Genomic DNA, 13,811 nt, shown 5'->3' on the forward strand with positions numbered 1-13,811 from the left:
CCAACGCAAGCCGCAGGGCAGTCCAGTCGCAAAGGAAGCCTGTCATGATTTCCACCACACGCGTACACGCCACGCCAGCCTCCGACCCGGCCACGGGCCGGGTTCGCTGGGCCCCGCTGCAGTCGATCTGGACGCTGTCCATGGTCGTCATCGGCCTGGCCGGTGCGGCCCTGACCTTGTCCTGGGAAAACCTCGCCGTCTTTCTGGTGACCACGGCGGTCACCATCGGGCTTGGCCATTCGATCGGCATGCACCGCCTGCTGATCCACCGCAGCTTCGCCTGCCCGAAATGGCTGGAATATGTGGTGGTCTATCTCGGTGTCCTGGTCGGCATGGCCGGACCGATCGGCATGATCCGCATTCATGACATGCGCGACTGGGCACAACGCCAGGCCGCCTGTCATGACTATTTCGCCCACCGCCGGCCTTTCCTCGCCGATGCGTGGTGGCAGATGCACTGCAAGCTGCAGCTGCGTCATCCGCCGCGCGTCTGGATTGAGGCGGAAGTCAGGGAAGACCCCGTCTACCGTTTTCTGGAATCCAGCTGGATGTTGCAGCAATTGCCCTGGGCGATCCTGTTCTGGGCGCTTGGTGGCTGGGGCTGGGTCATCTGGGGTATCGCCCTGCGCATTGCGGTCTCACTGAGCGGCCATTGGCTGGTCGGCCATTTCGCTCACAGGCAAGGCCATCAGGGATGGCGGGTGCGCGGTGCCAGCGTGCAGGGATTCAACATCCCGCTGGCCGCCCTGATCACTTTTGGCGAGAGCTGGCATGCCAATCATCATGCCTTTCCCGGCTCGGCGAAACTCGGCCTTGAGCCCGGACAGGTCGATCCCGGCTGGATCCTTCTTCTGGTCTGGCGCCGCCTCGGGCTGGTCTGGGACCTGCGCACGCCGGAAAGCCTGCCGGCCCGCGACGAGCTGCAGCGACTCCCGGCCGACAGGCGGCGCGGCGGGTCATGCCCCGTCCTGGCGGCCTTGTGTCATGCTCACTGATCGGCCCCTCTATCAGCGCCTGCTCGGCGCCGGCTGGGACAGCCTGCCGCCGGTGACCCGGGCGCTGCATGCGCCCGACCCCGTAGCCTTGTTCGAGGGACGGGCCGATATCAGCCGCGGCTCGCACCCGCTGGCTCGCCTGGCCGCCGGCCTGTTGCGCCTGCCGCAGGCCGGTATCGGCGTTCCGGCCCGGATCAGGGTCAGCCGGGCCGGCGAGGGGGAATTGCTTGAGCGCTGGTATCAGGGACGCCGTTTTGCCACCGTGCAGGGCGAGCGCGCCGGCCTGCTTCATGAGCGCTTCGGGCCTTTGCGCCTGGGATTTCGCCTGACCGCCTCGCCGGAGGGCATTGATTTTCACCAGCAGCGCGTGGCGCTGTGGTCTATCCCCCTGCCCTCATGGCTGGCGCCGCGCGTGCAGGCGCGCGAGCGGTTTGAGCCGGGCGTGAACGGGGCGGAGGACGCACATCTGTTCGATGTGCGTCTCACCCTGCCGGGCATCGGTCTGGTGATTGCCTATCGCGGGCACTTGCTGCCCGTCAGCGCCTAGAAGAGTTCGAGGACCTGTTCTGGCGGGCGACCGATCATGGCGCGCTTGCCGTGGATCACGACGGGGCGTTCGATGAGTTTCGGGTGGGTCGACATCGCCTTGATAATCGCCGCCTCATCCTCGATCGCCTTCAGGCTGAGATCGCGATAATCGGGCTCATTCTTGCGCAGCCATTCATGCGCCGAGGTGAAGCCGAGCTTCTTCATCACGTCTTTCAGCTCGGCCACGGATGGCTTGTCTTCCATGTAATTGCGGATCGTCAGCGTGCCGCCACGCGCTTCCAGCAGCGCCAGGGTCTGGCGGGATTTCGAGCACCGCGGATTGTGCCAGATGATAGTCGAATCGGTCATGTAAATTTCCTCAGTTCCGCCAATGAAAGCCGTTTCGGCCCCATTTGTAAAAGTCCAAACCTGCTTTTGGTTGCGTTTTGCTCGCGTTCAGGGGTCGTTGCCGCTGCCTGCCGACAGCAGCGCGCGGGCCGCATCGAGATGCAGGCGCTCGACCATGTCACCGTCGAGATTGATCACACCCTTGCCGGCATTGGCCGGATCGGTGAAGGCCGCCACGATCTGCGCCGCGCGTTCGAGTTCCGCCGGGCTGGGCTGGAAACAGCGATGCGCCGGTTCGACCTGGTCGGGATGGATCAGTGTCTTGCCGTCAAAGCCGAGCATGCGGCCCTGGCTGGCCTCGCGGCGGAAGCCCTCATGGTCGCGGAACTGGTTGTAGACGCCGTCGAGGGCATAAAGCCCATTGGCGCGTGCGGCGCACAGGATCTGGGCCAGGTGCGGCAGCATCGCCGCGCGATCATGGTCGGGTGCGCAGCGCAGCAGGCGCGCAAGATCATTCACCCCGGCCATCAAACCGCCGAGCCCGGTGCCGGTGGCGCCGGCAATTGCCGCGACATTGAGCACGCCGCGCGGGGTCTCGATCATGGCCCACAGCGGCACCGAAGAGCCAAAGGCATTGAGGCTGGACCGCGCCGCATGCAGGTCGCCAACCTGTTCGACCTTGGGCAGGATGACCGCATCGGCCTGGCTCGCGGCGCGCAGGTCGCCGGCGCCCCAGGGCGTGTCGGCGGCATTGACGCGCACGGCACGCAACGCCCCGGAGGATTGCCAATGCTCGAGCGTGCCGCTGACCAGGTCGCGTGCGCCTTCCTTGTCATCGGGGCCGACGGCATCTTCCAGATCGAGCACGAGCATGTCGGCACCGAGCTGGGCCGCCTTTTCGATCGCACGCGGATTATTGGCGGGAACAAACAGGGCGGAACGGATCAGGCGCTTCATGAAGGGCTTTCGAATGACGGGGAAAGGGATGTAGCATATTTCCCATGCCTTTGGCGCTGTTGATTTCAAGCCATGTTGCAGCGTCCACCGTTGGCGGTGGCGCCAGCGCCCCTGTGCTCAACGCCGCCGGCATTGATTCAATGCTCGTTCCCACTGTGCTCTATGGCCGCCATCCCGGCTGGGGCGCGCCGGGCGGGGCCGCGGTCGCGCAGGATGTCTTCCAGTCCATGCTTGACGCCATTGAGGCCCAGGGCCTGTTCAAGCGTACCGATCTGGTGCTGACCGGCTATTTCGCTGACCCCGGGCAGGTCTTCGCGGCAGCCGCTGCCATCGATGCCGTGCGCGAGGCCCGGCGCGGGGATGATGTGCGGCCATTGATCGTGGTCGATCCGGTCCTGGGCGATGCGCCGGACGGGCTCTATGTCGCGCCGCAGATTGCGCTGGCCATTCGCGACCAGTTATTGCCCCGGGCCGACCTGGTCACGCCCAATGCCTTCGAGCTCGGACATCTCACAGGCCGCCTGCTGACCGATCTCGGTTCCATGTTGCGGGCGGCGCGCGCGCTCGAACGCCCCGCCCTGGTCTCCTCCCTGCCGCGCCATGGCCGCCTCGGCGTGATGTATGTCGATGGCGATGAGGCGTGGCTGGTGACGCATGAGCGCTGCCCGCAGGCCCCCAAGGGAACGGGGGATGTCCTGACTGCTGAATTCGCTGCGGCAAGGCTGGGCGGGCTTGACCCCAGGCCGGCCCTGGAGCGCGCTGTCGCTGCAACCGTCAGCCTGGTGATGCGCGCCAATGAGCTGGATTCGCCCGAACTGCCACTGGTGGCCGCAATCGCCGCGCGCCGCGACCCCCTGATCACGCTCGAGGCCGAGGCGCTGTAGTTGCGACGATCATCCGCTTGATCGCCTGCGCCGGAACAGGTTAGCCCAATACCATGACCTCTACCGCCACGCCCGCTTCGGAAATCGCCCTTCATGGCCATGTCGCCGCCGGTTTCGAGCCGGTGGCCGAGGCCTTTCTCGCCAACTGGACCGACCATGACGAACTCGGTGCCGGCTTCGCCGTGCGGCTGGGCGGTGAGCTGGTCGTCGACATCCATGCCGGCTGGGCCGATCGCAAGAAGACCCGAGACTGGCAGGCCGATACGCTTGTGCCGGTCTATTCCACCGGCAAGGCCGTCGCGGCGCTGGTGATCGCGCGCCTGGTTGATCGCGGCCTGCTTGATTATGACGCGCCGGTCGCCGATTTCTGGCCGGAATTTGCCGCCGGGGGCAAATCCTCCGTCACCGTCGCCCAGGCCCTGTCGCACCAGGCCGGACTGTCGGGTCTGTCGGAGGAGATGGACGCCGCCGACTGGTTCAATGCTGCCTTGATCGAGGCCAGGCTGGCGCGTCAGGTCCCGCTCTGGGAGCTGGGTTCCGGCTCGGGTTATCACCCGGTCACCTTCGGCTTTATCGTTGATGCCCTGGCGCGGCGCACCGATGGCCGTTCGATCGGCGCCATCCTGCGCGAGGATATCTGCGGACCCAATCATATCGACTTCCATATCGGCTTGCCCGAGAGCGAGCATGGCCGCGTTGCCGAGCATGCCATGCCCAGGAAATTGCCCGATCTCGGCGCGGTTACGCCGGCCGGCGAGCTGGCCTTTCTCAAGCCCTGGTCCTCGCCGGGCCGCCGCGGCGCCTCGGAATGGCGGATGCATGAATTCCCCGCCGCCAATGCCCATTCAACGGCGAAGGCGCTGGTGCGCTTGATGAGCGTCTATGCCGACGGCGGCCGCCTGGAAGGCAAGCGCTTCATTTCCGAGGCCACGCTGAACGATCTGACCCGGGAGCGGGTGCGCGGCCGCGACAAGGTCCTGCCCTTCGACCTGTCCTGGGGCGCCGGTGTGATGCGCAATACCCATGGCGGTTTTTACGGTCCGGAACCGGCCGCCATCGGCCATTCCGGCTGGGGCGGTTCCTGCGCCATGGCCGATCCGGTCCGCGGGCTCAGCGCCGCCTATGTCATGAACCGGCAGCAACACCATCTCGCCGGCGATCCGCGGCCGCTGCGCCTGATCGAGGCGCTGTACGGCTGTCTCTAGCCCGGGGTCTCCACGCGCTTCTCGTTCAGCCAGGTGATCGCGGCCTGGGTGTCGGCGAAGATCGCGATCTCGATCGGCCAGCTTTCATCGGTAACGAGGGCCCAGAGTCGCGCCATGCTGCGCTTGAGCGCATCACTGCAGATCATCGCCGTGCGCGGGTGGGGATTGGTGCGGTTGGTCCGGTTCCAGTCCAGCATATAGGCGCGGTGCGTTTCCATCTCCTCCAGGTCGAGTGATCCGGTGCGCACGGAGTCGTCCAGCAGGACGAGGAGATTGTAGTCGGTGTGCCAGTCCGCGATGGCGTTGACGGCGTCATGCGCCTGGCGAAGCGCCGGCGATGACAGCGTGCCGCCGAGTTCCAGGACAGCAAGCTTGAGCGGATGCTGCAGTGTCCAGTTGAAGCTCATGGTCATGGCCAGGCCTGACATGTCATTGCCCGGGCGGCGTGGTGCCATCCGGAGCCGGGAGAAACAGGGCCCGGTTTGCGCTTGCCGGTCAGCTAGCGGGCCGGGCGGGTGGCGATTTCAGCCAGTGCAGGGCACGGGCGCGGCTGGTGAAAACGCCGATTTCAACATCCCAGCTGTCCGGCGCATTCATTGCGGCCCACAGTTCGACAATCACCCGTTTCAGCCCGTCCGGACAGACGAACGCCGTGCGCGGGTTTGATCCGGCGCGATTGGCTGCATTCCATCCGCGCATGAAGTCCTGCAGGTCCTCCAGCGCGCCCAGGGTAAAGCGTTCGAGGCTCGGCCCATGGCCGATCAGGATCATGAGGTTGAATTGCGGCTGCCAGTCCGGGTCTGCCGCCAGTTCACCGAAAGCCTGGATCAGGCAGGGCGTCGTGGCGGCGCCCACCACATCGAGGATGGCCAATTGCCGCGCGGGCTCAATCTTCAGCTCGTAGGTCGGGTCCGTCATCGTGACGAGTCTCACCAAATGATAGTTCCATGCAACCAAAATGACAGTGGCGCCGGTATGGTCTGGCCGTCAGCCGTCTTCAGGCCGCGTCAGCCCGGCCAGGGCGGCATCAAGCGTCGTATAAATCCCGTCCTCGACACCGGTCGCAAGCCGGTTGACCGCGAGCCAAAGCTCCACGATCACCCGCTTCATTTCGTCAGCGCAGACGGTCGCAGCCCGGCTGTTGGGCCCGGTGCGGTGACGGCTGCTCCACTCCGAAATAAAGGCCTGATAGGCGACCAGCCTTTCGAGCGTCACGTCATTCAGGTCTGAATCGGGGCCCACAACGACGATGATGTCGAAATCCACCGACCAGTCCGGATGCGTGGCGACGTCCCCGGTGCTCTGCATCAGGTTCTCGACGGCATTCGGGCCATTCAGCCAGACAATGCCGCAATGTTGTTCCGGCCTGATTTCGACGCGGTATCCCGTCATTTCGTTCACCTTTGGTCGCCGGCCAGTATCAGTACAACCTTATCACGCACCCGGCTATCACGCATCAGGCCGGGAAGCGCCGCGTCAGCCAGTCCAGCAGATAGGCGTTGAGCATTTCGGGCTGTTCCCACATCGTCCAGTGGCCGCAATTCTCCAGGATGTCGATATCGACATCCTTGCACAGGGCCGGCATCCAGGCGGCGAGCTTGGGCGGCAGCATGAAATCGCACTCGGCCGCGACCAGCTTGCACGGCATGGCCAGACGGTGATCGACCCCGCCCATGCGCTGCCAGTTGGCGTCGAAATTCCGGTAGAGATTCATCCCCGGGCCGAAGCCGGTCTTGCGATAGGCATCGGCATAGACCTTGCGGTCCTCGGGGCCGACAACGATCCGGTCTTCCTCGCGGCCGGTGAAGTCCTCGAACAGGCGGGGAATATGGGTGATCTCGGGATAGAGTGCCTCGAACTGTTCCGCCGTGGGCGGCTTGCCGAAGATGAAAGCGAAGAAATCATCCTCGCGGCCCTCGAACCGGCTTTCCGCATAGCCCGGTTCCTGGAAGCGCAGGATGTAATGATCTTCGCCGCCGATCTCGCGGAAATAATGCGTCGGCGCCTCCGCCCCGCGTGGCAGATGCGGCGTGTTGACCCCGATCACGCCGACGACCCGCTCCGGTATCAGCATCGCCGCGTGCCAGACAAGAATGCCGCCCCAGTCATGGCCGATGAAGACGGCGCTCTCATGCCCGAGCGCATCGAGCAGGCCGCTGAAATCGGCCATCAGCGTGTCGACATCGTAGTTTTCGGCGCCCTCAGGACAGTCCGAACCGCCAAAACCGCGCAGATCCGGTGCGATCACCCGATAGCCGGCCTTGGCCAGAGCCGGGATCTGGTTCTTCCAGGAATAGGCCAGTTCCGGCCAGCCATGGAGCAGCAGCAAGGGTTGGCCGTCTTCCGGTCCGGCCAGATGCACGGAAAGTTCGATACCATTGGTCTTGATGCGGGTCGGGGCGGGAAAATCGCTCATGGGGTCTCCTGTTTGCACCAGCCTAGCGAAGGCTCAGGCGCTTGTCGCCACCGCCGCCCGGTCGCGGCGCAACTGGCTCCAGGCGAAGGCGGCCACGCCGGTCCAGATCAGCACGAAGGTGACCAGATGGGCGGAGGTGAAGGTCTCTCCACCCAGCACAGCGATGGCAAACTGAAGGCTCGGCGCGGTGAATTGCAGCAGACCCATGGTCGAAAGCCGCAGGCCGCGCGCGCCGATAATGTAGAGCAGCAAAGGCACAATGGTCACGAGGCCGGCGAGGATGAGAAGGCCGGCCTTGAGCGGGCTCTGCAAGAAATGGCCTTCCCCCGACATCTGAATCCAGATCACGGCCCCGAGCGCGAAGGGCAGCAGGAAGGCGGTTTCCCAGAACAGGCCGATGCGGCCGTCGACGGCGACGGTCTTGCGCAGATAGCCATAGGCGGTGAAGCTGAAAGCCAGCGCCAGCGAAATCCACGGCACCGTGCCCGCCGCGATGATCAGGTTGAGCACGCCCAGCGTTGCCAGCACGATGGCCGAGATGCGCCAGGGCCCGAGCGGTTCGCGCAGGATCACCACGCCGACCGCCACACTCATCAACGGGTTGATATAATAGCCCAGCGAGGCCTCGAGCACGCGGTCATTATTGACGGCATAGATGAAGAGCAGCCAGTTGATCGAGATCAGCACCGATGTCGCGGCCAGGGTCAGCAGGACGCGCTTGTCTTTGAGCGCATCAAAGGCGGGGCGCAGCTTGCCGGCAAACCACAGCGCCGCGAACAGCATGGGCAGCGACCACACCACCCGGTGCGCAACGATCTCCAGCGCGCTGGCAAAGCCGACGAACTGGAAATAGAGCGGCGAGACGCCCCAGATCAGATAACCGGACAGCCCGGCAAGCAGGGCGCGGCGCATTTCGACGGGGGTCGGCTGGTTCATGGGCTCGGCTTTCATGCCTGGTGGAGGACCGCAGATAGGCACACCCGAAAGCAATGGCGACCCGATTCATGCGAATGCCCGCCATGCAGATGCGCTGCGGCTGCCGCCCAGCTCCACCAGCGGCGCTGGTGGAGGCGGGAAGAACCCGGCATTCCGGTGATCAGCTGCGCTTCAGCAGGCCACGATTATTCAAGCCTTCGGCGATCTGCACGGCATTGAGGGCGGCGCCCTTGCGCAGATTGTCGGCGACGATCCACAGGGCCAGACCGTTCTCGACGGTCGGGTCTTCGCGGATACGGCTGACATAGGTGGCGAATTCGCCGACGCTCTCGACCGGCGTCATGTAGCCACCGTCCTCGCGCTTGTCGATCACCATCAGGCCGGGGCTCTCGCGCAGCAGGGCGCGGGCTTCCTTGGCGCTGAGCGGGTTTTCCAGCTCGATATGGGCGGCGATGGAATGGCCGACGAAGACCGGCACGCGGGCGCAGGTGGCGAAGAGCTTGATCTTGGGATCGAGGATCTTCTTCGTCTCCATCACCATCTTCCACTCTTCCTTGGTGGAACCATCTTCCATGAAGACGTCGATGTGCGGGATGACATTGAAGGCGATCTGCTTGGTGAAGGCGACCGGATCGGCATGGTCGTTGACGAAAATGCCCTTGGTCTGGGTCCACAGCTCGTCCATCCCGGCCTGGCCGGCGCCTGAGACGGACTGATAGGTGGCGCAATTGACCTTCAGGATCCTGGCGCGGTCGTGCAGCGGCTTGAGGGCGACCATCAGCTGGATGGTGGAACAGTTCGGATTGGCGACGATGCGCTTCTTCGTCACGCCGTCGAGCGCTTCCGGATTTACCTCCGGTACCACCAAGGGCACGTCCGGATCCATCCGCCAGGCGGAGGAATTGTCGACGACGATGGCGCCCGTCCTGGTGATCTTTGGCGTCCATTCCTTCGACACATCGCCGCCGGCAGACATCAGGACGAGGTCGACGGTGGAGAAATCGAAGGTGTCGACATCAACGCATTTCAGGACGCGGTCGCCATAGGAGACTTCCTTGCCCATGGATTTGCGGCTGGCGAGGACATGAATGGCGTCGGCCGGAAACAGCCGCTCTTCCAGAATGGTGAGCATTTCCTTGCCGACTGCGCCCGTCGCACCGAATACCGCTACCCGTACACCCATGATGTCGTCCTTTTCCGTGCCCAGATTGATCCATGCCGATCTGCAGGCATGTAGACCCGGCACCCGTGTGTGGCTAGGCTTGAATCAGGCCTTTTGCGCGTCAGGCCCCGGCCTGCGCTACTGCATCCGGCGCCAGATGCGCCAGGCGACGAAGCCGACAATCACCAAAACCAGCAATTCGAGCGCATTGACGCCGAAGAAGAGCGGCGTGATCAGGCGCTGCAGCACGCCCCAACGGCCGTCATAAATCGTGTCGCCCTGGCGGACGAAGCCGACATAGACGCCGCCGGCAATCACCAGCGCGGCGCCAAAGCCCGCCAGACGGATCATGCCCGCGGGGTTGAAGCCACGGCCACCCTCGTCGCGGCGGGTGCGGTTTCGGTGGGTGCGATCGAGAAAGCGGCGGCGGGTCATGGCTGGTCCGTTTCCCCCGATTCGGTGCCGAATTGGCGCAAGGCGTCCTCGATATCGACGCTCTGGGTCTGGCAGCTTGCCGTCCGGTCGCGAAAGCTCGAGCTGGCATAATTATTCCAGCATGCGCCATTGATCGAGCAATAGCAGATTTCGATCTCCAGTCCGGCGATCGTCGGACTCATGGCGCGGCCCAGCCCGTCGGCCGAGAGACGGAAGGCTGTCAGCTCCTCACCGACCGCCAGCACGGAATCCGGCATGCTGCCGGTCGTCATCGACAGGCCAGTCTCGGGATGGCCCGCTCGTCTCACCAGCTCGAGCGGATGACTGATGAGCTCTCCATCTTGCACGATCCGGAACTCATGGATCAGGGCCGGGCCGAGGCCCTTGTTCGACAGGACGAGTTCGTAGAGATCCGATTGCAGCGTGATCGACACATCGACATAGGGCCAGACATCGGCTTCCAGCTGCCGGTCGGCGGCGCGCAATTGCAGGAAAGTGAAGACCATAGCGATCGCCGACATCACCAGAGCGGCGGCCGACATCAGGTATTGATTGCGGTCGTTTGTCGTCATCATGCGCCTCCATTTCGTGATTATGACGCAGGCGCTGCTGAGCGCCATACCGGATTCATTTGATTTCTTCGTGAAAGCGTGCGCATAACACGTCCAACGGGCGGCCACATAGGCCGGACGGAATACTGATCGCCTATCCGGTGCCTCGTTCATCGGACCATTCGACTTCAGCCTTCCCCGACTTCACGTCCGTAAGACCCACACCGGGACGCTGGTGTGTACAATATGGATTGTGCCCGGACGCGGAGCATGAATACAGGGAAGGTTCCCATCATGGCCACAGGTACGGTCAAATTCTTCAATCAAAGCAAAGGCTTTGGTTTTATTACTCCTGATGAAGGCGGCAATGACGTCTTCGTGCACATCTCTGCTGTGCAAGCGTCGGGTCTGCCGGGTCTCAGCGACGGTCAAAAAGTCGCTTTCGACACCGAGCCGGATCGCCGCGGCAAAGGCCCTAAGGCAGTGAACCTCCAGTTCGCTGACTAAGGTCTGAAAAAAGGATCGCAAGATTCTGTGGCGCGGGAGCTAGCTCCCGCGCCATTTTCATGTCTGGTGCTCAGTTCTGGTGTTCAGTGACCGGAAGCGCCCTCGGCGATCATCGCGTCGCGCACCCGCACCGCCGTGGCCGGAAAATCCGTGAACACGGCATCGGCCCCCAACGCATAGATCCGGCGCAGCTCGGTCTCGATATCGGCGCCGTCCGCGACCGGCTGATCATCGCGGAAAGTCCAGGGATGAACGCTCAGGCCCAGGGCATGGGCGCGGGCGATAAAGCCCGTATCCTCGCCATTCGTATCCACCAGCAGGGCCTTGTAGGGCCCGACGCCATCGGCGAAGGCGACCATGTCGTCCAGCGCCACGGTCGGGATGAGCGGGTCAAGACCGGGCTCGAGTTCCTGCATCTGGAACACCAGCATCAGCAGCGGTGCGTCGATCTCTTCGTTCAGGCGCGCCAGGAAATCCGGCTCGAAACACTGGATGGCGATCGGGGCGTCGGCGGTGTCGAGCCCGCGCAGGCGCAGGATGCGCACCAGTTCCGGCAGCGGGTCGAGCCCGGCCGCGATGAAAGCGGCCGGCGATTTGACCTCCGGCTCGGTCGCGACGCCATGGGCAGCGGCCAGGTCGAGCACCTCCTCGAAGGTCGGGATCATGTAGAGCCCGTCAAATTCGGTCGGCCGACCCTCGCGGACCTGACGGGCGCGCAGGGTGCGGATCTCCTCAAAGGTGAAATCATCCACCCACCAGTCATCGCGATCACCTTCGACGCGGCGGCGATCGGCAAATTCGGGATGATCGGCGATATCGGTGCTGTCGGAGAGCCAGCGGTCATGGCGCACCACGAAAATGCCGTCCGAGGTGAGCACCAGGTCGGGCTCGATAATCTCGGCGCCCTGCTCGATGGCCAGGGTGTAGGCCTCGATCGTGTGTTCGGGCAGTTCGCCATTGGCGCCGCGATGCGCGATCACCTGTGTGGGCTCGCCATTCAGCGTCTGCCAGACATAGGGATCGTTCGCGGCCGGCTCCGCGCAGGCACTCAGTCCTGCCGCCACTGCCAGTGCCCAGATGGAATACCGCATTCGCCCCTCCCGTTTGTCGCCGCAACACACTAGCCTGCCGGTAACGATTGCGGGAGAGCGAAATGAGCGAGCCGACACACTTTGACACCCTGGCTGATGCTGCCGAGCGATATGGCCGCGCCAGCCTCGACAATTACGCGCAGGTCCGCAACGTAGCGGAGAATGTCCAGGCCGGCTTTTGCCGCTATCTGTCGGGCGGATCCAAGGTCTGCGTCTATCTCGTGCCACCGGAAGGCGCCTGGTCACCCCAGCCCTATCAGAGCGGCGCCTTCTCGGTATCGGGAACCGGCTTTCTGCCACTTGACCCGATCAGTTTCGGCCTCGCCGTGCGTGTCTCGCGCACCGGGGACTGGCTGCGCCTGGTCCTGACCTGCGCCAAGATGGGCCCGGAAATGGAGATCACCATCCAGAACGGCGCCACATTCTCGCTCACCCTGCCGGCAACACCGGAGCAGCTTGAAGTGTTGTTCGACATGCTGTTCGGGCATTTGTCGGCCTGGTTCGTGCAGCAGGCGGATCTCTACGAGAACGGCGAGTATGGCGGCCGCTCGATCGGATTCGAATTCCTGCACAGTCCAAATGGCGACGCCATTCCCGAGGCCTAGAGAACAAGTCCCGACAGCCAGGCGAGCGAGACCGCCCCTGAATCGGGCATCAGGCCTGCACCGAAAGCGCCCAGCCCGCCCAGGGCCGAGAGGCCGAGCATGGTTGTGAGCTGGCGCCGCATGGCGAAACTGATGGTCATGCGCGCCAGGCTGGCAACGCGGCCGGCGCCGATCAGCGCCACGGGACCGCCGATCAAAGTGGCGGCACAAAACGAGACGAGAGCCATCTGGGCTTCGTAGGGCAGAGCTTCCATTTCCACCTCCCTGCGTTTCAGCGCGCCTGACAGGCGACGACATGACCGAAACGCGTTATCACAGGCCTCATGATAGATGCTGCTTCTGACCTTCCCCTGACCATCGCGATCATCACCGGTTCAGGTGTCGCGGCCCAATGGCTCGCCTGGCGCCTGCGCGTGCCCTCGATCGTGCTGATGATGGGCGCCGGCCTCCTGCTCGGCCCGATCGCGGCGGTGACGCTGGGGCATCCGCTGCTGACGCCCGATGAAAGCTTCGGCGATTATTTGCGGCCGATGATTGCGCTCGCTGTCGCGATCATCCTGTTCGAGGGCGGCATCACCCTCAATTTCCGCGAATTGCGCGGCACGACGACCGCCGTCCGCCGCATGGTGATCCTGGCCTTCCCCCTCGGCTGGGCCCTGGCAACGCTGGCGCTGCACTTCATCGGCGGTCTCGCCTGGGATCTGTCGGCCATGATCGGCGCCCTGCTGACCATTACCGGCCCGACCGTGGTCCTGCCCCTGCTGCGCCAGGCCAAATTGCCGCCGCGCATCGCTTCGGTGCTGAAGTGGGAAGGCATCGTCAATGACCCGATCGGGGCGCTGGCCGCCGTCTTCGTGTTCGAGGCGATCCATCAGACCCAGCTCGGCCACAGCGTCGGCTCGGCCGCGCTGGCGCTGGGCTTCGGGATCGCGATCGGGGCCCTGCTGGGCTTCGTCTCAGGCATCGTCCTGTCGCACGCCTTCCGGCGGGGCTGGGTGCCCGAGCCGATGAAGGCTCCGCTGGTGCTCGCCGCGGTGCTGGTCTGCTATGCCCTCGCTGATGCCCTTGCCGCCGAGACCGGCCTGGTCGCCGTTACCGTGTTCGGGCTCGTCGTCGCCAATTCGCGCCTGGCCTCGATCGAGGAGATGCGCCGCTTTAAGGAGGGTATCGCCTCCATCCTGGTCGCCAGTG

19 protein-coding genes are annotated in these 13,811 nt (G+C 64.4%); 7 read left to right on the forward strand and 12 right to left on the reverse strand.

Translation table 11 applies throughout. The annotated features are described in order from the left end of the window. The first annotated feature begins 44 nt into the window (after positions 1-44). Entirely contained in the window at positions 45-995 is a 951-nt protein-coding gene (locus ACN0YF_RS13910) for an acyl-CoA desaturase (RefSeq protein ID WP_417494855.1), read from the forward strand. After that, complete coding sequence (locus ACN0YF_RS13915) at positions 985-1,542, forward strand: DUF4166 domain-containing protein (RefSeq protein WP_417494856.1); 558 nt, start codon at positions 985-987, stop codon at positions 1,540-1,542. The genes ACN0YF_RS13910 and ACN0YF_RS13915 overlap by 11 nt, the downstream gene beginning before the upstream one ends. On the opposite strand, the gene arsC is transcribed toward ACN0YF_RS13915, so the two are convergent. Then, on the reverse strand, positions 1,539-1,892 hold the full coding sequence (gene arsC, locus ACN0YF_RS13920; protein ID WP_417481165.1) for an arsenate reductase (glutaredoxin): 354 nt from the start codon (positions 1,890-1,892) through the stop codon (positions 1,539-1,541). The two genes, ACN0YF_RS13915 and arsC, sit on opposite strands and share 4 nt — an antisense overlap. A gap of 87 nt (positions 1,893-1,979) precedes the next feature. Beyond that, a complete protein-coding gene (locus tag ACN0YF_RS13925) occupies positions 1,980-2,828 on the reverse strand; it encodes an HpcH/HpaI aldolase/citrate lyase family protein (RefSeq protein WP_417494857.1) in 849 nt (282 codons plus the stop codon). A gap of 140 nt (positions 2,829-2,968) precedes the next feature. Between ACN0YF_RS13925 and ACN0YF_RS13930 the strand changes: the two genes are divergently transcribed. Then, positions 2,969-3,712, forward strand: a complete 744-nt coding sequence (locus tag ACN0YF_RS13930; RefSeq protein WP_417494858.1) for a PfkB family carbohydrate kinase — start codon at positions 2,969-2,971, stop codon at positions 3,710-3,712. Between the two features lie 53 nt (positions 3,713-3,765). Then, positions 3,766-4,917, forward strand: a complete 1,152-nt coding sequence (locus tag ACN0YF_RS13935; protein WP_417494859.1) for a serine hydrolase domain-containing protein — start codon at positions 3,766-3,768, stop codon at positions 4,915-4,917. Here the strand turns inward: ACN0YF_RS13935 and ACN0YF_RS13940 are convergent. The 8 genes from ACN0YF_RS13940 to ACN0YF_RS13975 form a co-directional block, all read right to left on the reverse strand. After that, positions 4,914-5,372 carry a hypothetical protein gene (locus tag ACN0YF_RS13940; protein ID WP_417494860.1) on the reverse strand — a complete coding sequence of 153 codons (459 nt, stop codon included), beginning with the start codon at positions 5,370-5,372 and terminating at the stop codon, positions 4,914-4,916. The genes ACN0YF_RS13935 and ACN0YF_RS13940 overlap by 4 nt on opposite strands. Before the next feature lie 40 nt (positions 5,373-5,412). Then, on the reverse strand, positions 5,413-5,835 hold the full coding sequence (locus tag ACN0YF_RS13945) for a hypothetical protein (protein WP_417481160.1): 423 nt from the start codon (positions 5,833-5,835) through the stop codon (positions 5,413-5,415). A 69-nt stretch (positions 5,836-5,904) separates the two neighbouring features. Then, the gene (locus ACN0YF_RS13950) at positions 5,905-6,309 is read right to left on the reverse strand and encodes a hypothetical protein (RefSeq protein WP_417494861.1); all 405 of its coding nucleotides are present in this window, start codon (positions 6,307-6,309) and stop codon (positions 5,905-5,907) included. Positions 6,310-6,373: 64 nt separating this feature from the next. Beyond that, positions 6,374-7,333 carry an alpha/beta fold hydrolase gene (locus tag ACN0YF_RS13955; protein ID WP_417494862.1) on the reverse strand — a complete coding sequence of 320 codons (960 nt, stop codon included), beginning with the start codon at positions 7,331-7,333 and terminating at the stop codon, positions 6,374-6,376. Between the two features lie 33 nt (positions 7,334-7,366). Continuing rightward, positions 7,367-8,269, reverse strand: coding sequence for an EamA family transporter RarD (gene rarD / locus ACN0YF_RS13960; protein ID WP_417494863.1), 903 nt, complete (start codon positions 8,267-8,269; stop codon positions 7,367-7,369). A gap of 160 nt (positions 8,270-8,429) precedes the next feature. Then, positions 8,430-9,452, reverse strand: coding sequence for an aspartate-semialdehyde dehydrogenase (locus tag ACN0YF_RS13965; protein ID WP_417481156.1), 1,023 nt, complete (start codon positions 9,450-9,452; stop codon positions 8,430-8,432). Positions 9,453-9,569: 117 nt separating this feature from the next. After that, positions 9,570-9,866 (reverse strand): hypothetical protein, encoded by a 297-nt coding sequence (locus ACN0YF_RS13970; protein WP_417494864.1) that lies wholly within the window; start codon positions 9,864-9,866, stop codon positions 9,570-9,572. Then, entirely contained in the window at positions 9,863-10,441 is a 579-nt protein-coding gene (locus tag ACN0YF_RS13975) for a hypothetical protein (RefSeq protein WP_417494865.1), read from the reverse strand. The genes ACN0YF_RS13970 and ACN0YF_RS13975 overlap by 4 nt, the downstream gene beginning before the upstream one ends. Positions 10,442-10,708: 267 nt before the next feature. Between ACN0YF_RS13975 and ACN0YF_RS13980 the strand changes: the two genes are divergently transcribed. Next, complete coding sequence (locus ACN0YF_RS13980; protein ID WP_091765808.1) at positions 10,709-10,924, forward strand: cold-shock protein; 216 nt, start codon at positions 10,709-10,711, stop codon at positions 10,922-10,924. 83 nt (positions 10,925-11,007) lie between these two features. Here ACN0YF_RS13980 and ACN0YF_RS13985 read toward each other — a convergent pair whose 3' ends face one another. Next, on the reverse strand, positions 11,008-12,015 hold the full coding sequence (locus tag ACN0YF_RS13985) for a glycerophosphodiester phosphodiesterase family protein (RefSeq protein WP_417494866.1): 1,008 nt from the start codon (positions 12,013-12,015) through the stop codon (positions 11,008-11,010). Positions 12,016-12,077: 62 nt separating this feature from the next. On the opposite strand from ACN0YF_RS13985, the gene ACN0YF_RS13990 reads away from it, so the two are divergent. Next, complete coding sequence (locus tag ACN0YF_RS13990) at positions 12,078-12,620, forward strand: hypothetical protein (protein WP_417481153.1); 543 nt, start codon at positions 12,078-12,080, stop codon at positions 12,618-12,620. Here the strand turns inward: ACN0YF_RS13990 and ACN0YF_RS13995 are convergent. Further along, positions 12,617-12,874 carry a hypothetical protein gene (locus ACN0YF_RS13995; RefSeq protein ID WP_417494867.1) on the reverse strand — a complete coding sequence of 86 codons (258 nt, stop codon included), beginning with the start codon at positions 12,872-12,874 and terminating at the stop codon, positions 12,617-12,619. The two genes, ACN0YF_RS13990 and ACN0YF_RS13995, sit on opposite strands and share 4 nt — an antisense overlap. A gap of 69 nt (positions 12,875-12,943) precedes the next feature. On the opposite strand from ACN0YF_RS13995, the gene ACN0YF_RS14000 reads away from it, so the two are divergent. Further along, positions 12,944-13,811 (forward strand): cation:proton antiporter (locus ACN0YF_RS14000; RefSeq protein WP_417494868.1); only part of this gene is annotated, 868 nt, incomplete at its 3' end.

This window comes from Maricaulis sp. (assembly GCF_048270265.1).
Lineage (GTDB): Bacteria > Pseudomonadota > Alphaproteobacteria > Caulobacterales > Maricaulaceae > Maricaulis.